This is a genomic window from Pseudomonas sp. 20-5 (assembly GCF_056782835.1).
The window spans coordinates 1,129,812-1,146,862 of record NZ_CM165584.1 but is presented as its reverse complement, the minus strand read 5'-3'; the positions used below and the strand labels follow the sequence as shown (position 1 = coordinate 1,146,862).

The 17,051-nt window shown below is 67.8% G+C and carries 14 protein-coding genes; 8 read left to right on the top strand and 6 right to left on the bottom strand.

Going from position 1 to position 17,051, the window contains the following annotated elements:
- Positions 1-10 precede the first annotated feature (10 nt).
- Complete coding sequence (locus AC1RB9_RS05375) at positions 11-1,174, top strand: osmoprotectant ABC transporter ATP-binding protein OsmV (RefSeq protein WP_003453879.1); 1,164 nt, start codon at positions 11-13, stop codon at positions 1,172-1,174.
- 127 nt (positions 1,175-1,301) lie between these two features.
- On the opposite strand, the gene AC1RB9_RS05370 is transcribed toward AC1RB9_RS05375, so the two are convergent.
- Genes AC1RB9_RS05370 through AC1RB9_RS05355 form a run of 4 tightly spaced genes read right to left on the bottom strand, consistent with a single transcriptional unit; the run spans position 1,302 to position 6,119 of the window.
- A complete protein-coding gene (locus AC1RB9_RS05370; protein WP_003113767.1) occupies positions 1,302-2,210 on the bottom strand; it encodes an efflux RND transporter periplasmic adaptor subunit in 909 nt (302 codons plus the stop codon).
- Positions 2,211-2,246: 36 nt separating this feature from the next.
- Positions 2,247-2,447, bottom strand: a complete 201-nt coding sequence (locus AC1RB9_RS05365; RefSeq protein WP_003082823.1) for a DUF1656 domain-containing protein — start codon at positions 2,445-2,447, stop codon at positions 2,247-2,249.
- Entirely contained in the window at positions 2,437-4,632 is a 2,196-nt protein-coding gene (locus tag AC1RB9_RS05360; protein WP_003092992.1) for an FUSC family protein, read from the bottom strand. Before AC1RB9_RS05360 ends, AC1RB9_RS05365 begins: the two co-directional genes overlap by 11 nt.
- Entirely contained in the window at positions 4,629-6,119 is a 1,491-nt protein-coding gene (locus AC1RB9_RS05355) for an efflux transporter outer membrane subunit (protein ID WP_003453881.1), read from the bottom strand. Before AC1RB9_RS05355 ends, AC1RB9_RS05360 begins: the two co-directional genes overlap by 4 nt.
- A 245-nt stretch (positions 6,120-6,364) precedes the next feature.
- On the opposite strand from AC1RB9_RS05355, the gene AC1RB9_RS05350 reads away from it, so the two are divergent.
- Both AC1RB9_RS05350 and AC1RB9_RS05345 read left to right on the top strand, forming a co-directional pair.
- Entirely contained in the window at positions 6,365-7,318 is a 954-nt protein-coding gene (locus AC1RB9_RS05350; RefSeq protein ID WP_003092994.1) for a LysR family transcriptional regulator, read from the top strand.
- Positions 7,319-7,412: 94 nt separating this feature from the next.
- Positions 7,413-8,390 (top strand): 2-hydroxyacid dehydrogenase, encoded by a 978-nt coding sequence (locus AC1RB9_RS05345; RefSeq protein WP_003104226.1) that lies wholly within the window; start codon positions 7,413-7,415, stop codon positions 8,388-8,390.
- Positions 8,391-8,407: 17 nt separating this feature from the next.
- Here AC1RB9_RS05345 and AC1RB9_RS05340 read toward each other — a convergent pair whose 3' ends face one another.
- Positions 8,408-9,310 carry a DMT family transporter gene (locus tag AC1RB9_RS05340; RefSeq protein ID WP_003092997.1) on the bottom strand — a complete coding sequence of 301 codons (903 nt, stop codon included), beginning with the start codon at positions 9,308-9,310 and terminating at the stop codon, positions 8,408-8,410.
- Positions 9,311-9,435: 125 nt separating this feature from the next.
- On the opposite strand from AC1RB9_RS05340, the gene mdrR1 reads away from it, so the two are divergent.
- The 4 genes from mdrR1 (at position 9,436) to fecA (ending at position 14,326) form a co-directional block, all read left to right on the top strand.
- Positions 9,436-10,317 carry an efflux pump transcriptional regulator MdrR1 gene (mdrR1, locus tag AC1RB9_RS05335; RefSeq protein ID WP_031634737.1) on the top strand — a complete coding sequence of 294 codons (882 nt, stop codon included), beginning with the start codon at positions 9,436-9,438 and terminating at the stop codon, positions 10,315-10,317.
- A gap of 100 nt (positions 10,318-10,417) precedes the next feature.
- Entirely contained in the window at positions 10,418-10,927 is a 510-nt protein-coding gene (locus tag AC1RB9_RS05330) for a sigma-70 family RNA polymerase sigma factor (protein ID WP_003092999.1), read from the top strand.
- Positions 10,924-11,877 (top strand): FecR domain-containing protein, encoded by a 954-nt coding sequence (locus AC1RB9_RS05325; RefSeq protein WP_003453883.1) that lies wholly within the window; start codon positions 10,924-10,926, stop codon positions 11,875-11,877. Before AC1RB9_RS05330 ends, AC1RB9_RS05325 begins: the two co-directional genes overlap by 4 nt.
- Before the next feature lie 94 nt (positions 11,878-11,971).
- Complete coding sequence (gene fecA / locus AC1RB9_RS05320; protein ID WP_003453884.1) at positions 11,972-14,326, top strand: TonB-dependent Fe(3+) dicitrate receptor FecA; 2,355 nt, start codon at positions 11,972-11,974, stop codon at positions 14,324-14,326.
- 95 nt (positions 14,327-14,421) lie between these two features.
- Here the strand turns inward: fecA and ivy are convergent, their stop codons facing one another.
- Positions 14,422-14,883, bottom strand: coding sequence for a lysozyme inhibitor Ivy (ivy, locus tag AC1RB9_RS05315; protein WP_003093002.1), 462 nt, complete (start codon positions 14,881-14,883; stop codon positions 14,422-14,424).
- A gap of 220 nt (positions 14,884-15,103) precedes the next feature.
- On the opposite strand from ivy, the gene AC1RB9_RS05310 reads away from it, so the two are divergent.
- The gene (locus AC1RB9_RS05310; protein WP_003093004.1) at positions 15,104-16,687 is read left to right on the top strand and encodes a peptide chain release factor 3; all 1,584 of its coding nucleotides are present in this window, start codon (positions 15,104-15,106) and stop codon (positions 16,685-16,687) included.
- The last annotated feature ends 364 nt before the right edge of the window (positions 16,688-17,051 follow it).

Sequence of the window (17,051 nt, the reverse complement as noted above, 5' to 3'; positions counted from 1 at the left end):
GGAGCCGAACATGATCGAACTGGACAAGCTCAGCAAGACCTTCACCCAGAAGAACGGCAAGGCGTTCCGCGCCGTCGATTCCGTCAGCCTGACCGTGGAGAAAGGCGAGATCTGCGTCTTCCTCGGCCCCTCCGGCTGCGGCAAGACCACCACCCTGAAGATGATCAACCGGATCATCCCGCCGACCTCCGGCCGCGTGCTGATCGACGGCCAGGACACCGCGGACCTCGACGAAGTCACCCTGCGCCGCCACATCGGCTACGTGATCCAGCAGATCGGCCTGTTCCCGAACATGACCATCGAGGAAAACATCATGGTCGTGCCGCGCCTGCTCGGCTGGGACAAGGCGCGCTGCAAGGAGAAGGCCCGCGAGCTGATGAGCATGGTCAAGCTGGAGCCCAAGCAGTACCTGCAACGCTACCCGCGCGAACTCTCCGGCGGCCAGCAGCAGCGCGTCGGGGTAATCCGCGCGCTGGCGGCGGACGCGCCGCTGCTGCTGATGGACGAGCCGTTCGGCGCGGTCGATCCGATCAACCGCGAGTCGATCCAGAACGAGTTCTTCGAGATGCAGCGCAAGCTCGGCATGACCGTGATCATGGTCAGCCACGACATCGACGAAGCCATCAAGCTGGGTGACAAGGTGGCGGTGTTCAAGAGCGGCCGGCTGCTCCAGTACGACCACCCGGACACCCTGCTGGCGCACCCGGCGGACGAGTTCGTCAGCGCCTTCACCGGCCAGGACAGCACGCTCAAGCGCCTGCTCCTGGTGCGCGCCGAAGACGCCGCCGACAGCAGCCTGGTCACCGCCCGGCCGCAGACCCCGGTGGCCGAGGCGCTGGAACTGATGGACGAGAACGACCGGCGCTACCTGATCGTGGTGGATGACCAGGGCAAGGGCCTGGGCTACGTGCGACGCAAGGACCTGCGCCGCCAGGAGGGCACCTGCGCGCCGTTCGTCACCCCGTTCCGGGTCACCGCCAGCCACGACGAGCACCTGCGCATCCTGTTGTCGCGGATGTACGAGTTCAACAGCTCCTGGCTGCCGGTGCTCGACCCCGACCAGCAGTTCCTCGGCGAGGTCACCCAGGAATCCATCGCCGACTACCTCAGCTCCGGCCGCTCGCGCGGCGGCAAGGGCCTGATCGTGTCGCCGGCCGAACAGGTCGGGGCCTAGGCCGCCGGGTGGATATTCACCGCCGGCAGCCGCCAACCGCAGCGTATTCCTGGCGAGTGGCGCCCTCTTCCGCCCCGCCGAAACGAAAAAGCCCGGCATCCGCCGGGCTTCTCCCTGCCCCTTCCACTCAACCGGCCCGCCCCGGCGCCTGCGCCGCCGAGGCCTGGTCGTCGCGCCCTTGCGGCTTGACGATCACCGTGCAGGTGATCCCCGCCGAGAGCAGCACGCCGTCCGGCACTTCGTCGATGTGTACCCGCACCGGCACGCGCTGGGCCAGGCGCACCCAGTTGAAAGTGGGGTTGACGTCGGCGGTCAGCTCGCGGCTTTCCGGGTTGTCGCGGTCGTAGATGCCGCGGGCGATGCTTTCCACGTGGCCCTTGAGGTGTTCGCCGCTCATCAGCTGCATGTCCACCGGGTCGCCTTCGCGGATGTACGGCAGCTTGGTTTCCTCGAAGTAGCCGTAGACCCAGTAGGAGTTCTTGTCGATCACCGCCATCTTCGCCTCGCCGACCCGCGCGTAGTCGCCACGGTGCACGTTGAGGTTGGTGACGTAGCCGTCGACCTGCGCCACCACCCGGGTGCGCTCCAGGTTCAGGCGCGCGGCGTCGAGCTGGGCCTTGGCCTGCTCGTAGTCGGCCATCGCCGCGGCGGCGGTGTTGTGGGCGTCGTCGCGGCTTTCGCGGGAGACCACCATCTCATCCATTTCCGCGCGCCGCCGGGCGTTCAACTGGCGCATCTCCAGGGTCGCCTTGCGCGAGGCAACCAGCGACTCGGCCTGCTTCACCGCAATACGGTAGTGGTCGGGGTCGATCTGCATCAGCAGGTCGCCTTTCTTCACCAACTGGTTGTCGCGCACCGGGACGTCGACGACGATCCCGGAAACGTCGGCGGCGACATTGATCACGTCGGCGCGCACGCGACCGTCACGGGTCCAGGGGGTGTCCATGTAGTTGACCCACAGGGTCCGCCCGATGAATACGGCGACCAGCAGGATCAGCAGGGTCGCCAGCAGGCTGATTACGGATTTCAAGGTCATGGTCGGCTCACGATAACGAAGAGGTGCGCTACCGCCTCAGCGGTAGATGGTCAGGGACAGGCCGCCGTACAGGCAGGCGAACAGGCTGACCCGGAACAGCGCCGGGTGCCAGGTGAAGCGATACAGGCCAACCGAGGCGAAGATCCGGTCGAGCCCCCAGGTGAGCGCCGCGGCGATCACGAACAACAGCGTCAGGGTCGGCATGTAGACCCCATGGATGGCGATTTCACGAGGCATGGACGGTACCTTGGCCGCTCGTCCGGCCGGCCAGTTCGGTCAGTGGCGAGGTCGGCGCGAGCAGGGAAGAACGGATGAAGTGCAGGTAGCTGCGCACCCGCCGTAGCGGCGAGCTGTCGAAGTGCGGCGCGCAGGGTTCGTCGGTGTGCCTGGCCGCGTGGATGGCCTGGTCGACAGCCGCCAGGGCGCGCTCCAGGTTCTCCGCACCGGGGCGCACGAACAGCCGGATCAGGGCCCGCCCCATGGCGCGGATCGCCTGGCGCCAGGGCATGGCCTCGGCGTAGCAGGGTTCGTCCGGCAGGCGCTCCTGCTCGCGACGCAGCTCGATGATCGCGTGGCCGACCTCGAGCACCAGGAACATCCAGCGCAGCAGCCCGCGCTGCACGTCCGGGCGCCCGGCGGCGACGCCATAGGCCTGGTTCAGCAGGTCGCGGGTACCGCTTTCGAAGGCCGAGCCAAGCCCCCTGCTCCTGCCGCTGATGGCGAACACCACGCGCATCCGCAGGTCGCGCTCGAGGCGCTTCCACAGCCAGGCGCTGTTGGGCGGCAGAATGACCGCGGCGGCCGCGGCCGAGAGCAGCATCGAGAGGATCAGGGCGATGTACTCGTTGATCACGTGGGCCGGGTCGTAGACGGTCAGGTTCGCCGGCACCGAACCGAAGCAGAAGAACACCAGCAGGCCGAGACCGTAGCCGGCCCACTGCGGCCGCGAGGAGATGAACGCGCCGAGGGCGAACACCGGCGCCAGTACCAGGCATAGCAGCGGGAAACCGTCGATATGCGGGTAGACGAAGAACATCTCGCTGAAGCCGAGCAGCGCCGCCGCCATGGTGCCGATGGCCATCTGCATGGCGACCTTCTTCGGGTTCGGCGCCGCCGAGGCCAGCGCCGAGACCGCCACCGCGTTGAGGGCGAAGGTGCCGCCGCTGGGCCAGGTGCTGTAGATCCAGAAACAGCCGAACAGCAGGATCATCAACCCGGTGCGCATCCCCGCCACTGCCGCCGCCACCGCGTTGGCCTTGGCGGTGAAGGCGTCCTTCCACTGCTCGCGCTCGTGGCGGTGGGCGGCCAGCGAGGCATGGGTCAGGGCGTAGTCGTGCATTTCCTCGGCGAAACGGTAGAGCAGCTCGGCGGCGGTATTGAAGTCCAGCCGCGCCTCTTCGCCCGGCTCCCGCGCCAGCAGTTCTCCGCGCGCCTGGCGGATGCGCGCCATCAGGCGTTCGCGGCAGTCGGCGAGGCGCTGGGCGAAGCGCTCGGCGTCATGGTCGGTGACGGCGCGGCCACGGATCTCCTCGAGCAGCCCGGTGATTTCCTCCAGGCACGGTTCGAACGCTTCCAGCACCTGGGTGGAGCCCTGCGCGCGCAGGCGTTCGAGCAGTTGGTGGAGGGCGTGGAAACGGGTATTCATGGCCATGAACTCGCTGCTCAGGCGAATCAGCCGGCCATTGCGCAGGCGCATGTGCGGATCCTCGAAGGCGCTCGCCGCGCGCATCGTCTCCAGGCCCACAGCCTGGGCGGCGAAGGCCACGTTGCTGCTTTCGAAGCGCTCGCGCCCGCCGACCCCGCGCAGGCTGTCGAGGACGAACGCGGCGAACAGGCCGAAGCGCACGTACAGCGCATTGCGCATCGCCGCGCTGGTGGTCTGCGGCATGATCACCGCGCTGACCACCCCCGAGCAGAGGATCGCCAGGCTGATTTCCAGGACCCGCCAGATCGCCTGCATGAAGGCGCCTTCCGGATGGCTGGTGGCGGGGATGCCGATCAGCGTCGCGGTGTAGCCGGCGAGCACGCAGGCGTAGGAGCGGAAGTCACGGTAGCGGGCGGCCCCGGCGGTGCAGAGGCCGATCCAGATCGCCGAGCTGAGCAGGAACAGCACTCGCTCCTGGGCGAACAGGGCGATCAGGGTGACCATCACGCTGAGGCCGACCAGGGTGCCGAGGATGCGGTAGAAGCTCTTGGCGAACACCTGGCCGCTCTGCGGCTGCATGACGATGAACACGGTGATGGTCGCCGTGCTCGGCTGCGGCAATTCCAGGCGCATCGCCAGCCAGAGGGTCAGGAAGGCCGCGCAGAGCACCTTGAACACGTAGATCCAGGTCGCCCCGTCGCTGCGCGCCCACTCGGCCAGCGCGCGCCGCCACTCGTCGCGGCTGGGCAGGGCGAAACCAGCGGAGCGGCCGCTCATCGCGAAGACACCGCTCTGACCGGGACGTTCTCCGGCGCCAGCTTCCGCTGCGCCGGCGTATCGGCGCCGGCCCCGACGCCGCCGCCGAGGGCGGTGAGCAGGCTGGCATGGGCGGCCAGCCGGGCGGCCTGCACCTGCTCCTGGACCAGTTGCTGCTGGAACAGCCGGGTCTGCGCGTTGAGCACGTTGAGGTAATCGGTGAGGCCGCGCTGGTAGGCCAGGGTGGCGATATCGTAGGTCTTCTGCGCGGAAGCCACCGATTGCGCGGCGAAGTCCTTCTGGATGTCCACCGAATGCAGGCGGATCAACTGGTCGGAAATGTTCTTCAGCGCATCCACCAGGGTCTGGTTGTATTGCTCCACCGCCGCGTCGTAGCCGGCCGCCGCCTCGCCCAACTGCGAACGCAGGCGGCCGCCGTCGAAGATCGGCAGGGTCACCGCCGGGCCGGCGCTGTAGGTGTACTTGGCGCTGCGGAAGAACTCCAGCATGCCGCCGCCGACGGCACTGAAGCCGACCGAGGCCATCAGGTCGACGTTGGGGTAGAAGTCGGCGCGCGCCACGTCCACGCCCTTGGCCAGGGCGGCGACCTGCCAGCGGCGGGCGACCACATCCGGGCGGCGACCGAGCAGTTCGGCCGGCAAGGCGCTGGGCAGGCTCGGCTGCGCCGCCAGGTTCAGGCTTGGCCGGCGGATCGTGCGGCCCTCGCCCGGGCCCTTGCCGGCCAGTGCGGCGAGCAAGTTGCGGGTGAGCTGGATTTCTTCGTCGATCACCTCGATGCGGCGCTCGGTCTCGGGCAGCGGCACTTCCGCCTGGCTGACCTCGAAATGCGTGCCGATGCCGCCGCGCAGGCGACGCTGGGCCAGGGCGAGGATGTCGCGCTGCTGTTGCAGCATGGCCTTGGCGATGTCCATCTCGGCGTACTGCAACGAGAGCTGGACGTAGGCGCGGACGATGTTGCCCTCCAGCTCGAGCTGCGCCTGGCGCGCCTCGGCGGCGGCCATGTGGGCCAGGTCGACGGCGCGCTCGCTGTCGCTGCGGTCGCGCCCCCAGAGATCGAGCTTGTAGTTCAGGCCGATCTCGGTGGAGTTGTTCCAGGAAGTGGTCCGCGCCAGGTCGCCGGGGCCGTAGAAATAGTCGTCCGGCCAGCGGTGGCGGACCAGCGAGCCCTTGCCCTCGATCTGCGGCGACTCGGTGGACTCCACCAGCCCGGCCATGGACTTCGCCTGGCGTACCCGCGCATGGGCTACCGCCAGGCCTGGATTGCCGTCCAGCGCCTTCTCGATCCAGGCGTCCAGCTGCGGATCGGCATACACCTTCCACCACTGCGCCTGCGGCCAGCCGGCCTCGCGGGCGGCAGCCTGGATCGCATGGTCGGTGGCCAGGGCGTTGGCGTCGAGCGTGGCGGCCTCGGGGGCGATATCGCCTGTACTGACACAACCGGATATTGCGGAGAAAACGACGAGAAAACCGACGAAGGAGCCGACCAAGGTCAGTTCCTTCCTGAGAGCACGCGGCACGTTGTCTGATCCTGGAGGGGCGAAGCACGGAATTTGAACGGTACGGGCGCCGTTCAACCCGCTCGAGCGTTCGTGCGCTCGGGGGCCGAGGAATTTTAAGAGGCTGGCGGCTGCTGATAAGCTGGCTCAAGTGCGATTGTTTATTGCGTAATGTGAAATAATCCGCCATCGCAACAATCTGACACACTTCTGCGCGTGCCTAGGAGGCCCCGTCGATGGACACCCTGCAAAACATGCGAGCCTTCGTCTGCGTGGCGGAAACCGGAAGCTTCACCGCGGCGTCCCAGCAGCTCAACACCACCACCGCCTATGTTTCGCGGGCGGTGGCCAACCTCGAGACGCACCTGCGCACCCGCCTGCTCAACCGTACCACTCGTCGCATCGCCCTCACCGAGGCCGGCCAGCGCTACCTGCTGCGCTGCGAGCAGATCCTCGCCTACGTCGAGGAAGCCGAGGCCGAAGCCAGCGATGCCCATGCCCGTCCCGCCGGCAAGCTGAAGCTGCATTCGATGACCGGCATCGGCCAGCACTACGTGATCCGCGCCATCGCCGGCTACCGCCAGCAGTACCGCGACGTGACCTTCGACCTGACCATGGCCAACCGCGTGCCGGACCTGCTCGACGAGGGCTTCGACGTGGCCATCGTGGTGGCCTCCGAGCTGCCCGATTCCGGCTTCATTTCCCAGCGCATCGGCGAGACCTACAGCATTCTTTGCGCCTCGCCGGAGTACCTGCGCCTGAACGGCACGCCGAGCGAGCCTTCGGAGCTGGCCAGCCACGACTGCCTGCGCCTGGTCAGCCCGGTGGTGCCGCTGGATCGCTGGCTGTTCGACGGTCCCAACGGCCAGGAAATGGTCTCCATCGGCGCCTCGCCGTTCCAGGTCAATGTCGGCGACGCCATGACCGAGGCAATCCGCTCCGGGCTGGGCATCGGCATCCTGCCGGTGTATTCGGCCATCGAGGACCTGGGCAAGGGCACCCTGGTGCGGGTCCTGCCGCAACACCGCCTGCAACAGCTCAACGTCTATGCGCTGTACCCTTCGCGGCAGTATCTCGACGCGAAGATCAAGACCTGGGTGGAATACCTCAAGGAAAGCCTGCCCGGCCTGCTCCAGCGCGACGAAGCGGCGCTGGTGGAACTGGGCCTGGAACTCGGAAGACCCTCCTGAGCCGATAATCGCCCGCCCAGTGGCGGGCCCCTGCCCGCCGCTTCGATGGCGGTGGTATGGTCGGCGCTTTCGCTCCCGCTTGCAGAGTCCCGTCATGAAAAAGAACGTCTTCGTCTTCAGTCGCCTCGCCCCCGAGCATCTCGAACGCCTGCAATGCCAGTTCAACGTCCGCGTGCTCGAACCGAAACAGGGCGACATCGACGCCCAGTACGCCGCCGCCCTGCCCGATACCCACGGCATGATCGGCGTCGGCCGGCCGCTCGGCGCCAGGCAACTGGAACAGGCGAAGCAGCTGGAAGTCATCTCCAGCGTCTCGGTCGGCTACGACAACTATGACCTGGACTACCTGAACCGCCGCGGCATCGCTCTCACCAACACGCCCGACGTCCTCACCGAGACCACCGCCGACCTCGGCTTCGCCCTGCTGATCAGCGCCGCGCGACGGGTCGCCGAGCTGGACGCCTGGGTCAAGGCCGGAAACTGGAAGCGCACCGTCGACGCCCCGCAGTTCGGCACCGACGTGCATGGCAAGAAACTCGGCATCCTCGGCCTCGGCCGGATCGGCGCGGCCATCGCCCGGCGCGGCCGTTTCGGCTTCGGCATGCAGGTGCTCTACCACGGCAACAACCGCAAGCCGGAACTGGAACAGGAACTCGGCGCGCGCTTCCTCGGCTTCGACGAACTGCTCGGCGAGGCCGACTTCGTCTGCGTGGTGGTGCCGCTGGGAGCGCAGACCCGGCAGTTGATCGGTGCGCGCGAACTGGGCCTGATGAAACCCTCGGCGATCCTGGTCAACGTCGCCCGCGGCCAGGTGGTCGATGAGGCCGCGCTGGTCGCCGCCCTGCGGGAGAAGCGCATCCTCGGCGCCGGCCTGGATGTCTACGAGAAGGAACCGCTGGCCGAATCGCCGCTGTTCGCCCTGGACAACGTGGTGACCCTGCCGCACATCGGCTCGGCCACCCACGAGACCCGCCGGGCCATGGCCGAGCGGGCGCTGCAGAACTTCGAGGCGGCCCTGCGCGGCGAGCGGCCTTTGGACCTGGTCAATCCACAGGTGTGGCGACGCGGCTGAGCGCGCCTCCCTCTCCGCTAGGTCGAGCGCGCCGGCCCGGCCAGCGCCGGCGCCTTCGGCTTGCGGAACACCAAGACGTTGCCGAGCATCACCAGGACCAGCCCGGCCAGCGCCGGTGCGGTCCAGCGGTAGCCCTCGGCGAAGGCCGAGATGTTCAGCGCCACCACCGGGAACAGCACGGTGCAGTAGGCGGCGCGATCCGGGCCCATGCGCCCGACCAGGGTCAGGTAGGCGGTGAAGCCGATCACCGAGCCGGGGATCGCCAGGTACAGCAGCGAGCCGACGTAGCGCGCGCTCCAGTCGAAATTCAGCGGCACGCCCTGGAACAGGCACAGCGCCAGGAGGATCAGGGTGCCGTAGAGCATGCTCCAGGCATTGCCGGTGAGCGGGCGGATGCCGGCCTTCTGTTGCAGGCTGGAAAGCATGTTGCCGGTGGAGAAGCACAGCGTGCCTAGCAGGGCCAGGCCGAGGCCGTAGAAGGTTTCCGGGGTGGCCTGGTGACCCACCAATTCCGGCCAGAACAGCAGCCCCAGGCCGAGCAGGCCGAGACCGCCACCGGCCATCACGTTCGACGCGATGCGCTGGCCGAACCACAGGCGGGCGTTCAGCGCATTCCACAGGGTGGCGGTGGAGAACACCACGGCCACCAGGCCGCTGGGAATCCACTGGCTGGCGGTATAGAAGCAGATGAAATTCAGGCAGAACAGGCATACGCCCTGGGCCATGCACAGGCGTTGGCCCCGTGCGTCCAGCCTTTGCAGGCGGCGGCCGAGCAGCAGCACGGCGAACAGCACCAGCGCCGCCAGGGCGAAGCGGTAGGCGATCGACAGGGTGATCGCCACCGGGCCCATCTGCAGCTTGATGGCGATCCAGGTGGTGCCCCAGATGAGCACGGTGAGCAGGTACAGCGAAAGATTCATGGCGACTCCGCAACGACAGGATGCCGTCAGTCTGCGGGCGAGGCCGGGCGCGACCATTGTCCATTCTTGCGCTTTTCATCCGCCGCCTCTCGCGGCAGCGTCCGGGCGCGGGTAGCATGGCCGGCATGCACCAACCCAGTGATTTCCAGGTATTCCGCACCCTCGACCGGACCTCCAATGCGCGCCTGCTGCGCAGCAGCACGCTCAGCGACGGCCTGGCGCTCGCCCATTGGTACCGCGACGAAGCGGAGATCCTCGGCTACAGCGACCCCGGCCATCACACCCTGTCGCTCTACCTGCAGGGCGGCTGGCAGACCTTCCGCCGCGATCGTCCCGGGCTCTATGGCGGCCCCGACCGCTTCTGCGTGATGCCGGCCGAACACCACTCCGACTGGGCGGTGACACGCGGCCTGGGCTTCATGCACCTGTACATCAGCCCGGAACGCCTGGCCGGCGCGGCGGTACGCACCCTCGATTGCGAACCACGCAGCCTGCAACTGGAGGAGCGCACCTACATCCAGGACGAGCCGCTGGCCGCCCTGTGCCGGACCCTGGAACGACAGGACTGGAACGAACCCGGCGAGCGCCTGCTATGCACCAGCCTCGCCCACCAGGCGGTGGACCACCTGCTGCTCACCGGGTGCGGCAGGCGTACCGACGTACGCTGGCAGGGCGGGCTGGCCGCGCACGTGCGGCGGCGCCTGGCCGACTACATCGAAAGCCACCTGGAGCAGCCGCTGGAACTGGGGTCGCTGGCGGAGCTGGCGGCGCTCTCCGAGTACCACTTCGCGCGCATGTTCCGCGTATCCTTCGGCCTGCCGCCGCACCGCTACGTGCTGGAACGACGCCTGGCGCGGGCCCGCGACCTGCTGGCGTACTCCGCGCAGCCGCTCCAGGAGGTCTCGCTGGCCTGCGGCTTCGCCAGTCCGAGCCATTTCAACCGGCGCTTCCGCGAAGCCCATGGCGCCACCCCGGGGCAGTACCGCGCCGCCCTGAAAGCCTCCTGAAAGCCAGGCGCCGACAGCCTGCGGTTGTAGGCAGGCATTCCCGCAGCATAAAATGATAACTATTATCATTCGTTAATCCTTCTGCTCCGGGAATGTCCAGGTGTCGAGCGCCGACCTCGCCCATGCGGCCGCGTTGCATACCCTCTACAGCGACCACCACCACTGGCTCACGGGCTGGCTGCGGCGCCGCCTCGGCTGCCCGCAGAACGCCGCCGACCTGGCCCAGGACACCTTCGTCAAGGTCCTGGTTTCGCGCCAGGCCGCGCGCATCGACGAACCGCGCGCCTTCCTCACCACCATCGCCCGCCGCGTGCTGTGCAACCACTACCGCCGCCAGGACGTCGAGCGCGCCTACCTGGAAGCCCTGGCCAGCCTGCCCGAGCGGGAAGTCCCCAGCGAAGAGACCCGCGCCATCGTCCTGGAGACCCTGGTCGAGCTGGACCGTCTGCTCGACGGTCTGCCGCCACTGGCCAAGGAGACCTTCCTGCTGGCCCAACTCGACGGCCTGGGCTACGCCGAGATCGCCACGCAGCTGGGCATCTCCCTGAGCAGCGTCAAGCGCTACATGCTCAAGGCTGCGCAACGCTGCTACTTCGCCGAGCTGCCATGAGCCTGCCCGCCGCACCCAAGGTGCCGCCGCAGGTGGCTGAACAGGCCGTGCGCTGGCTGGTCGAGCTGCAGGGCGGCGCCGACGACGAACGCCTGCGCCAGGCCTGGCAGCGCTGGCGCCAGGCGGCCCCGGAACACGAGCAGGCCTGGCGCCACATCGAGGCGGTCAACCAGCGCCTGGCCGGGATAGGCACGCCACTGGCCCTGGCCGCCATCAACGCACCGCATTCGCCGCAACGCCGGCGCGCGCTGAAGACCCTGCTGCTGGTCCTGGCCGCCGGCGGCAGCGCCTGGGGCCTGCGCGAGAGCGGCAGCCTGCAGCGCTGGAGCGCCGACTATGCCACCGGCGTCGGCGAACGCCGGCGCCTGGCCCTGGCCGACGGCAGTCGCCTCGAGCTGAACAGCGACACGGCGGTGGATGTCCGCTTCGATGCCGGCGAACGGCGCCTGCTCCTGCTGCGCGGGGAAATCCAGCTCAGCACCGGCCACGACCCGCGCCCGCTGCACGTGTACAGCGCGGAAGGCCGGCTGCGACCGGTGGGCACCCGGTTCGACGTGCGCCAGTTCGCCGGACGCACCCGCGTCGCCGTCCACGAAGGCGCGGTACAGGTGGAGAACCGCGCCGGCCAGGGCCTGCTGTTGCCCAGCGGCCGGCAACTGGACTTCGACCGCGAGCGACTCGGCGCTCCGCAGCCGCTGCCGGTCGGCAGCGGCGCCTGGACCGACGGCATGCTGGTGGCCGCCGGCATGCGCCTGGACGAATTCCTCGCCGAAGTCGCGCGCTACCGCCCCGGCCGGCTGGGCTGCGACCCGCGCATCGGCGGCCTGCGGATTTCCGGCAGCTATCCGCTGGACGATAGCGAGCGGATCCTCGCCACCCTGCCGGCGGTGCTGCCCGTGGAGGTACGGCGCATCACCCGCTACTGGGTCGGCGTGCACCCGCGCGAATGAGCGGAAAGATATTTCCGCGCACCTGAGCCTTTTTCCCCACCTCGCGTGACAGAGGAGGAAAGCCAACCTCGAAAGATCCACTGGAGTGTCCCTCATGTCCCCGTCACGCGCCCTGTCGCCGCTCAGCCGCGCCCTGCTCCTCGCCTGCCTCGGCGGTCCCGTCCTGGTTTCCGCCGGCAGCGCCTGCGCCGCCGAGATCCGCACCGATGCCCGCCAGTACTACCGCCTGCCTGCCGAGCCACTGGAGCAGGCGTTGAACCACCTAGGCCGCCAGGCCGGCGTGCTGATCGCCTTCAGCCCGGAACAGACCGCCGCGCGACGCAGCCAGGCGCTGGACGGCGAGTACACCCTGGAGGAAGCCCTGGCCGCCCTGCTCGCCGGCTCCGGCCTGGAGGCGCGCGCCCGCGGCGACGGCGCCTACACCCTGGAAGCGCTGCCGGTGGAAGACCCGGCCAACCTGCAGGCGCTCACCGTGGTCGGCGACTGGCTGGCCGACGCCAGCGCCGCCGACGTCTTCGAGCATCCCGGTGCGCGCGACGTGGTCCGCCGCGAGCAGTTCCAGGCCCAAGGCGCGGCCAGCACCCGCGAAGTGCTGGAGCGCATTCCCGGGGTCAGCGCGCCGCTCAACAACGGCACCGGCAGCCACGACCTGGCATTGAACTTCGGCATTCGCGGCCTCAACCCGCGCCTGGCGTCGCGCTCGACGGTGCTGATGGACGGCATCCCGGTGCCCTTCGCCCCCTACGGCCAGCCACAGTTGTCGCTGGCGCCGGTGTCCATCGGCAACATGGACGCGGTGGACGTGGTCCGCGGCGGCGGCGCGGTGCGCTACGGGCCGCAGAACGTCGGCGGCATCGTCAACTTCGTGACCCGGGCGATCCCCGAGGACTTCGCCACCAAGCTCGACGTGCACAGCGAACTCAGCCCCAGCTCCAGCCAGGACGGCCTGAAGACCACCCACAACGTGCTGATCGGCGGCACCGGCGCCAACGGCCTCGGCGGCGCCCTGCTCTACTCCGGCACCCGCGGCGGCGATTGGCGCGAGCACAGCGATACGCGGATCGACGACCTGATCCTCAAGGGCCGCTTCCAGCCCAGCGACGAACACGCGTTTTCGGCGATGACCCAGTACTACGACGGCGAGGCCGACATGACCGGCGGCCTCGGCACCGCGGCCTACCGCGACGACCCGTACCAGTCGACCCGTCCCTACGACAAGTTCTGGGGCCGCCGTACCCTGGCCAGCGCCAGCTACGAATACACCCCCAACGCCAGCCAGAAGCTCAACGTCACCGGCTTCTTCACCAAGACCCTGCGCAGCGGCTACCTCGACCAGGGCCGCAACCTCACCCTGTCGCCGCGCGAATACTGGGTGCGAGGCCTGGAAACCCGCTTCAGCCAGGGCTTCGAGCTGGGCGAAAGTCGCCACGAAGTGGGCATCGGCCACCGCTACGTCAACGAAGCCAGCCACGAGCTGCGCTACTGGACCCGCGCCGACAGCGGCCAGCTACCCAGCACCGGCAGCCGCAACGACCGCGACACCCGCGGCAGCACCGAAGCCAACGCGTTCTACATCGACGATCGCATCGACATCGGCAACTGGACCATCACCCCCGGCATCCGCTACGAGAAGATCGATTCCGAACAGAAGAACCTGCTGAAGAACAGCAAGGACAGCGGCCGCTACAACGCCTCGCTGCCGGCGCTCAACGTGATCTACCACCTCACGCCGAGCTGGAACCTCTACGCCAACACCGAGGGCTCGTTCGGCACCGTGCAGTACAGCCAGATGGGCAAGGCGGTGCGCAGCGGCGACATCGAGCCGGAGAAGGCCCGCACCTGGGAACTCGGCAGCCGCTACGACGACGGCATCCTGCGCGCCGAACTGGGCGCCTTCCTGATCAACTTCGACAACCAGTACGAGAGCAACCAGCAGACCGACAGCGTGACCGCCCGCGGCAAGACCCGGCACAAGGGCATCGAGGCGGCGATCGCCTACGACCTGGCCGACCTCGACCCGCTGCTCTCCGGCTTCGACGTCTATGCCAGCTACGCCTACGTCGACGCGAGCATTCGCGAAGACGGGCCGAACAAGGGCAACCAGGTGCCGTTCTCCTCGAAGCACAAGGGCACCCTTGGCGCCAACTACCGCACCGGCGCCTGGAGCTACAACCTCGACGGCAGCTTCCAGACCAGCCAGTACGCCGACAACGCCAACACCGAGAGCGAAAGCGCCGACGGCAGCACCGGGCGGATCGCCGGCTGGATGGTCTGGAGCGCGCGCGGCACCTACGACTTCGGCCCGCAACTGAACGACCTCAAGCTCGGCCTGGGGGTGAAGAACCTGTTCGATCGCCGCTACTACACCCGCTCGTTCGACGACAACAACAAGGGCCTCTACGTCGGCCAGCCGCGCACCCTGTACGTACAGGCCTCGGTCGGTTTCTGAAGAAAGACCGCGGGAGCGCATGGCGCAACGGCGGACGATCGCCAGCGATCATCCGCCCTCCCCGCCGCCGGGCCTGGTTACCCTCAGGCCCGGCGTCACTTCCAGTTCGGATCGCTCTCCAACTGTTTCATCAGCAGCTCGCGGACCTGCCTGGAGGGTTCGCCGTACCAGCGATAGGTGGCGTACTTGCTCGGCGTCTGCATGACTTCGGCGGGCTCGTCCGGCAGGCTCACCTGCAGCCCGTAGGCGGCACTCTTGTCGCCGCGGAACGCCACCAGCAGGCGGTTGTTGCCGCAATCGTGGGGTTTGCAACTGTTGGCCAGGACGTAGGGCTGGCCCTCCAGGCTCAGGCTGGTGGACGGGGAACTCGGGCCGCTGGCGTCGGAAACCCATTTCGGCACGTCGCTCTCGCCCTTGAACATGGCGTGCCAGGTGGCCTTGTAGCCGGGCTGGCCGAGCAGTTCGAACAGCCGCGGCTGCTCCTCGGCCTGGGCCGGCGCCCAGTGCAGCGCCGCGCCCAGCAACGCCAGGGAGAGCAGTCTGGATACTCCGTTCATGGTGATTTCCTTCGATCGGGTGAAATGAAAGCAGTCTATCCGGCGGTGGCCGCCGCTGGCTGCTTGGAACGGCACGACTGCGACAAGTTCGCTGTCCACCGGCAATTCCATCGATCGCCGGATGACAGGCATCCCGACGCGCCGCGTTTTACCGCTATAATCCCGCGTTTTTCCGGGCCGTCCCGCGCCCACGCCAACGGATTCCAGCAGGCACGCATCCATGACCACTCAGGCCGCCGAAGTCGCGAAGCGCCGTACCTTCGCGATCATTTCCCACCCCGACGCCGGTAAGACCACCATCACCGAGAAGCTCCTGCTGATGGGCAAGGCGATCGCCGTCGCCGGTACCGTGAAGTCGCGCAAGTCCGACCGCCACGCCACGTCCGACTGGATGGAGATGGAAAAGCAGCGCGGCATCTCCATCACCACCTCGGTGATGCAGTTCCCCTACCGCGAGCACATGATCAACCTGCTCGACACCCCCGGCCACGAAGACTTCTCCGAAGACACCTACCGCACCCTGACCGCGGTGGACTCGGCGCTGATGGTGCTCGACGGCGGCAAGGGCGTCGAACCGCGGACCATCGCCCTGATGGAAGTCTGCCGGCTGCGCGACACGCCCATCGTCAGCTTCATCAACAAGCTCGACCGCGACATCCGCGACCCCATCGAGCTGCTCGACGAGATCGAGGCGGTGCTGAAGATCAAGGCCGCGCCGATCACCTGGCCGATCGGCTGCTACAAGGACTTCAAGGGCGTCTACCACCTGGCCGACGACAGGATCATCGTCTACGTCCCGGGCCACGGCCACGAGCGCATCGAGACCAAGGTCATCGAAAAGCTCGACTCCGACGAAGCCCGCGCCCACCTCGGCGATCTCTACGACAATTTCGTCGAGGAGCTGGAGCTGGTGCAAGGCGCCTGCCACGAATTCGACAAGGACGCCTTCCTCAAGGGCGAGATGACCCCGGTGTTCTTCGGCACCGCGCTGGGCAACTTCGGCGTCGACCAGGTCCTCGACTGCATCGTCGACTGGGCGCCGCAGCCGCTGTCGCGCGCCACCCACGAACGCAGCGTGGAGCCGACCGAGGAGAAGTTTTCCGGCTTCGTGTTCAAGATCCAGGCGAACATGGATCCCAAGCACCGCGACCGCATCGCCTTCATGCGCATCTGCTCGGGCAAGTACGAGAAAGGCATGAAGATGCGCCACGTGCGCCTGGGCAAGGACGTGAAGATCGCCGACGCGCTGACCTTCTTCTCCTCCGAGCGCGAGCAACTGGAAGAGGCCTATGCCGGCGACATCATCGGCCTGCACAACCACGGCACCATCCAGATCGGCGACACCTTCAGCGAAGGCGAGAACTTCGGTTTCACCGGCATCCCGCACTTCGCCCCGGAACTGTTCCGCCGCGTGCGCCTGAAAGACCCGCTGAAATCCAAGCAGTTGCGCCAGGGCCTGCAGGAACTGGCCGAGGAAGGTGCGACCCAGGTGTTCTTCCCCGAGCGCAACAACGACATCATCCTCGGTGCGGTGGGCGTGCTGCAGTTCGACGTGGTCGCCAGCCGCCTGAAGGAGGAATACAAGGTCGAGTGCGCCTACGAGGCGATCAACGTCTGGTCGGCACGCTGGATCGAGTGCGACGACGAGAAGAAGCTCAAGGAGTTCAAGGACAAGGCCTTCGAGAACCTCTCCGTGGACGGCGGCGGGCACCTCACCTACCTGGCGCCGACCCGCGTCAACCTCAGCCTGATGGAAGAACGCTGGCCGGACATCCGCTTCCGCGCGACGCGCGAGCATCACTGATCGCACGGGAGGAGCCAGGGACAGCCTCCCTGGCTCCTCCCCCGGCGGTCTCGGCGCAGGGCGGATAACCCTATCGCGGCTATCCGTCGCTCCAGCGCGATATCGGCGGACAGTCCCTGCGCAGGCAAAGCGAACGCGACGCTGCGCGAAACGCCTCCTTCCCTCCTCCCAGGCTCCCCTCCCCATCGCGCCATCGCTCCGTACGCCTGCGCCTTTCGCAGGCGGGTGACGAGACTTCCAGGTAGGAAATCCCTTCAAGCGCAACCAGGCAAGGACGCGGTTGCCCAAGCCGTTTCCGAAGGTGCCTCCTGAGCAGTTCAGATAGGTTGTCCGCCCCCGAGTGGCACGGCAGAGTGCCAGGGTT

Coding starts and splice junctions, on each gene's coding strand:
- AC1RB9_RS05375 (WP_003453879.1), top strand. CDS start 11: ATGATCGAACTGGACAAGCTCAGCAAGACCTTCACCCAGAAGAACGGC.
- AC1RB9_RS05370 (WP_003113767.1), bottom strand. CDS start 2,210: ATGACCTTGAAATCCGTAATCAGCCTGCTGGCGACCCTGCTGATCCTG.
- AC1RB9_RS05365 (WP_003082823.1), bottom strand. CDS start 2,447: ATGCCTCGTGAAATCGCCATCCATGGGGTCTACATGCCGACCCTGACG.
- AC1RB9_RS05360 (WP_003092992.1), bottom strand. CDS start 4,632: ATGAGCGGCCGCTCCGCTGGTTTCGCCCTGCCCAGCCGCGACGAGTGG.
- AC1RB9_RS05350 (WP_003092994.1), top strand. CDS start 6,365: ATGGACACCCTGCAAAACATGCGAGCCTTCGTCTGCGTGGCGGAAACC.
- AC1RB9_RS05345 (WP_003104226.1), top strand. CDS start 7,413: ATGAAAAAGAACGTCTTCGTCTTCAGTCGCCTCGCCCCCGAGCATCTC.
- AC1RB9_RS05340 (WP_003092997.1), bottom strand. CDS start 9,310: ATGAATCTTTCGCTGTACCTGCTCACCGTGCTCATCTGGGGCACCACC.
- mdrR1 (WP_031634737.1), top strand. CDS start 9,436: ATGCACCAACCCAGTGATTTCCAGGTATTCCGCACCCTCGACCGGACC.
- AC1RB9_RS05325 (WP_003453883.1), top strand. CDS start 10,924: ATGAGCCTGCCCGCCGCACCCAAGGTGCCGCCGCAGGTGGCTGAACAG.
- fecA (WP_003453884.1), top strand. CDS start 11,972: ATGTCCCCGTCACGCGCCCTGTCGCCGCTCAGCCGCGCCCTGCTCCTC.
- ivy (WP_003093002.1), bottom strand. CDS start 14,883: ATGAACGGAGTATCCAGACTGCTCTCCCTGGCGTTGCTGGGCGCGGCG.
- AC1RB9_RS05310 (WP_003093004.1), top strand. CDS start 15,104: ATGACCACTCAGGCCGCCGAAGTCGCGAAGCGCCGTACCTTCGCGATC.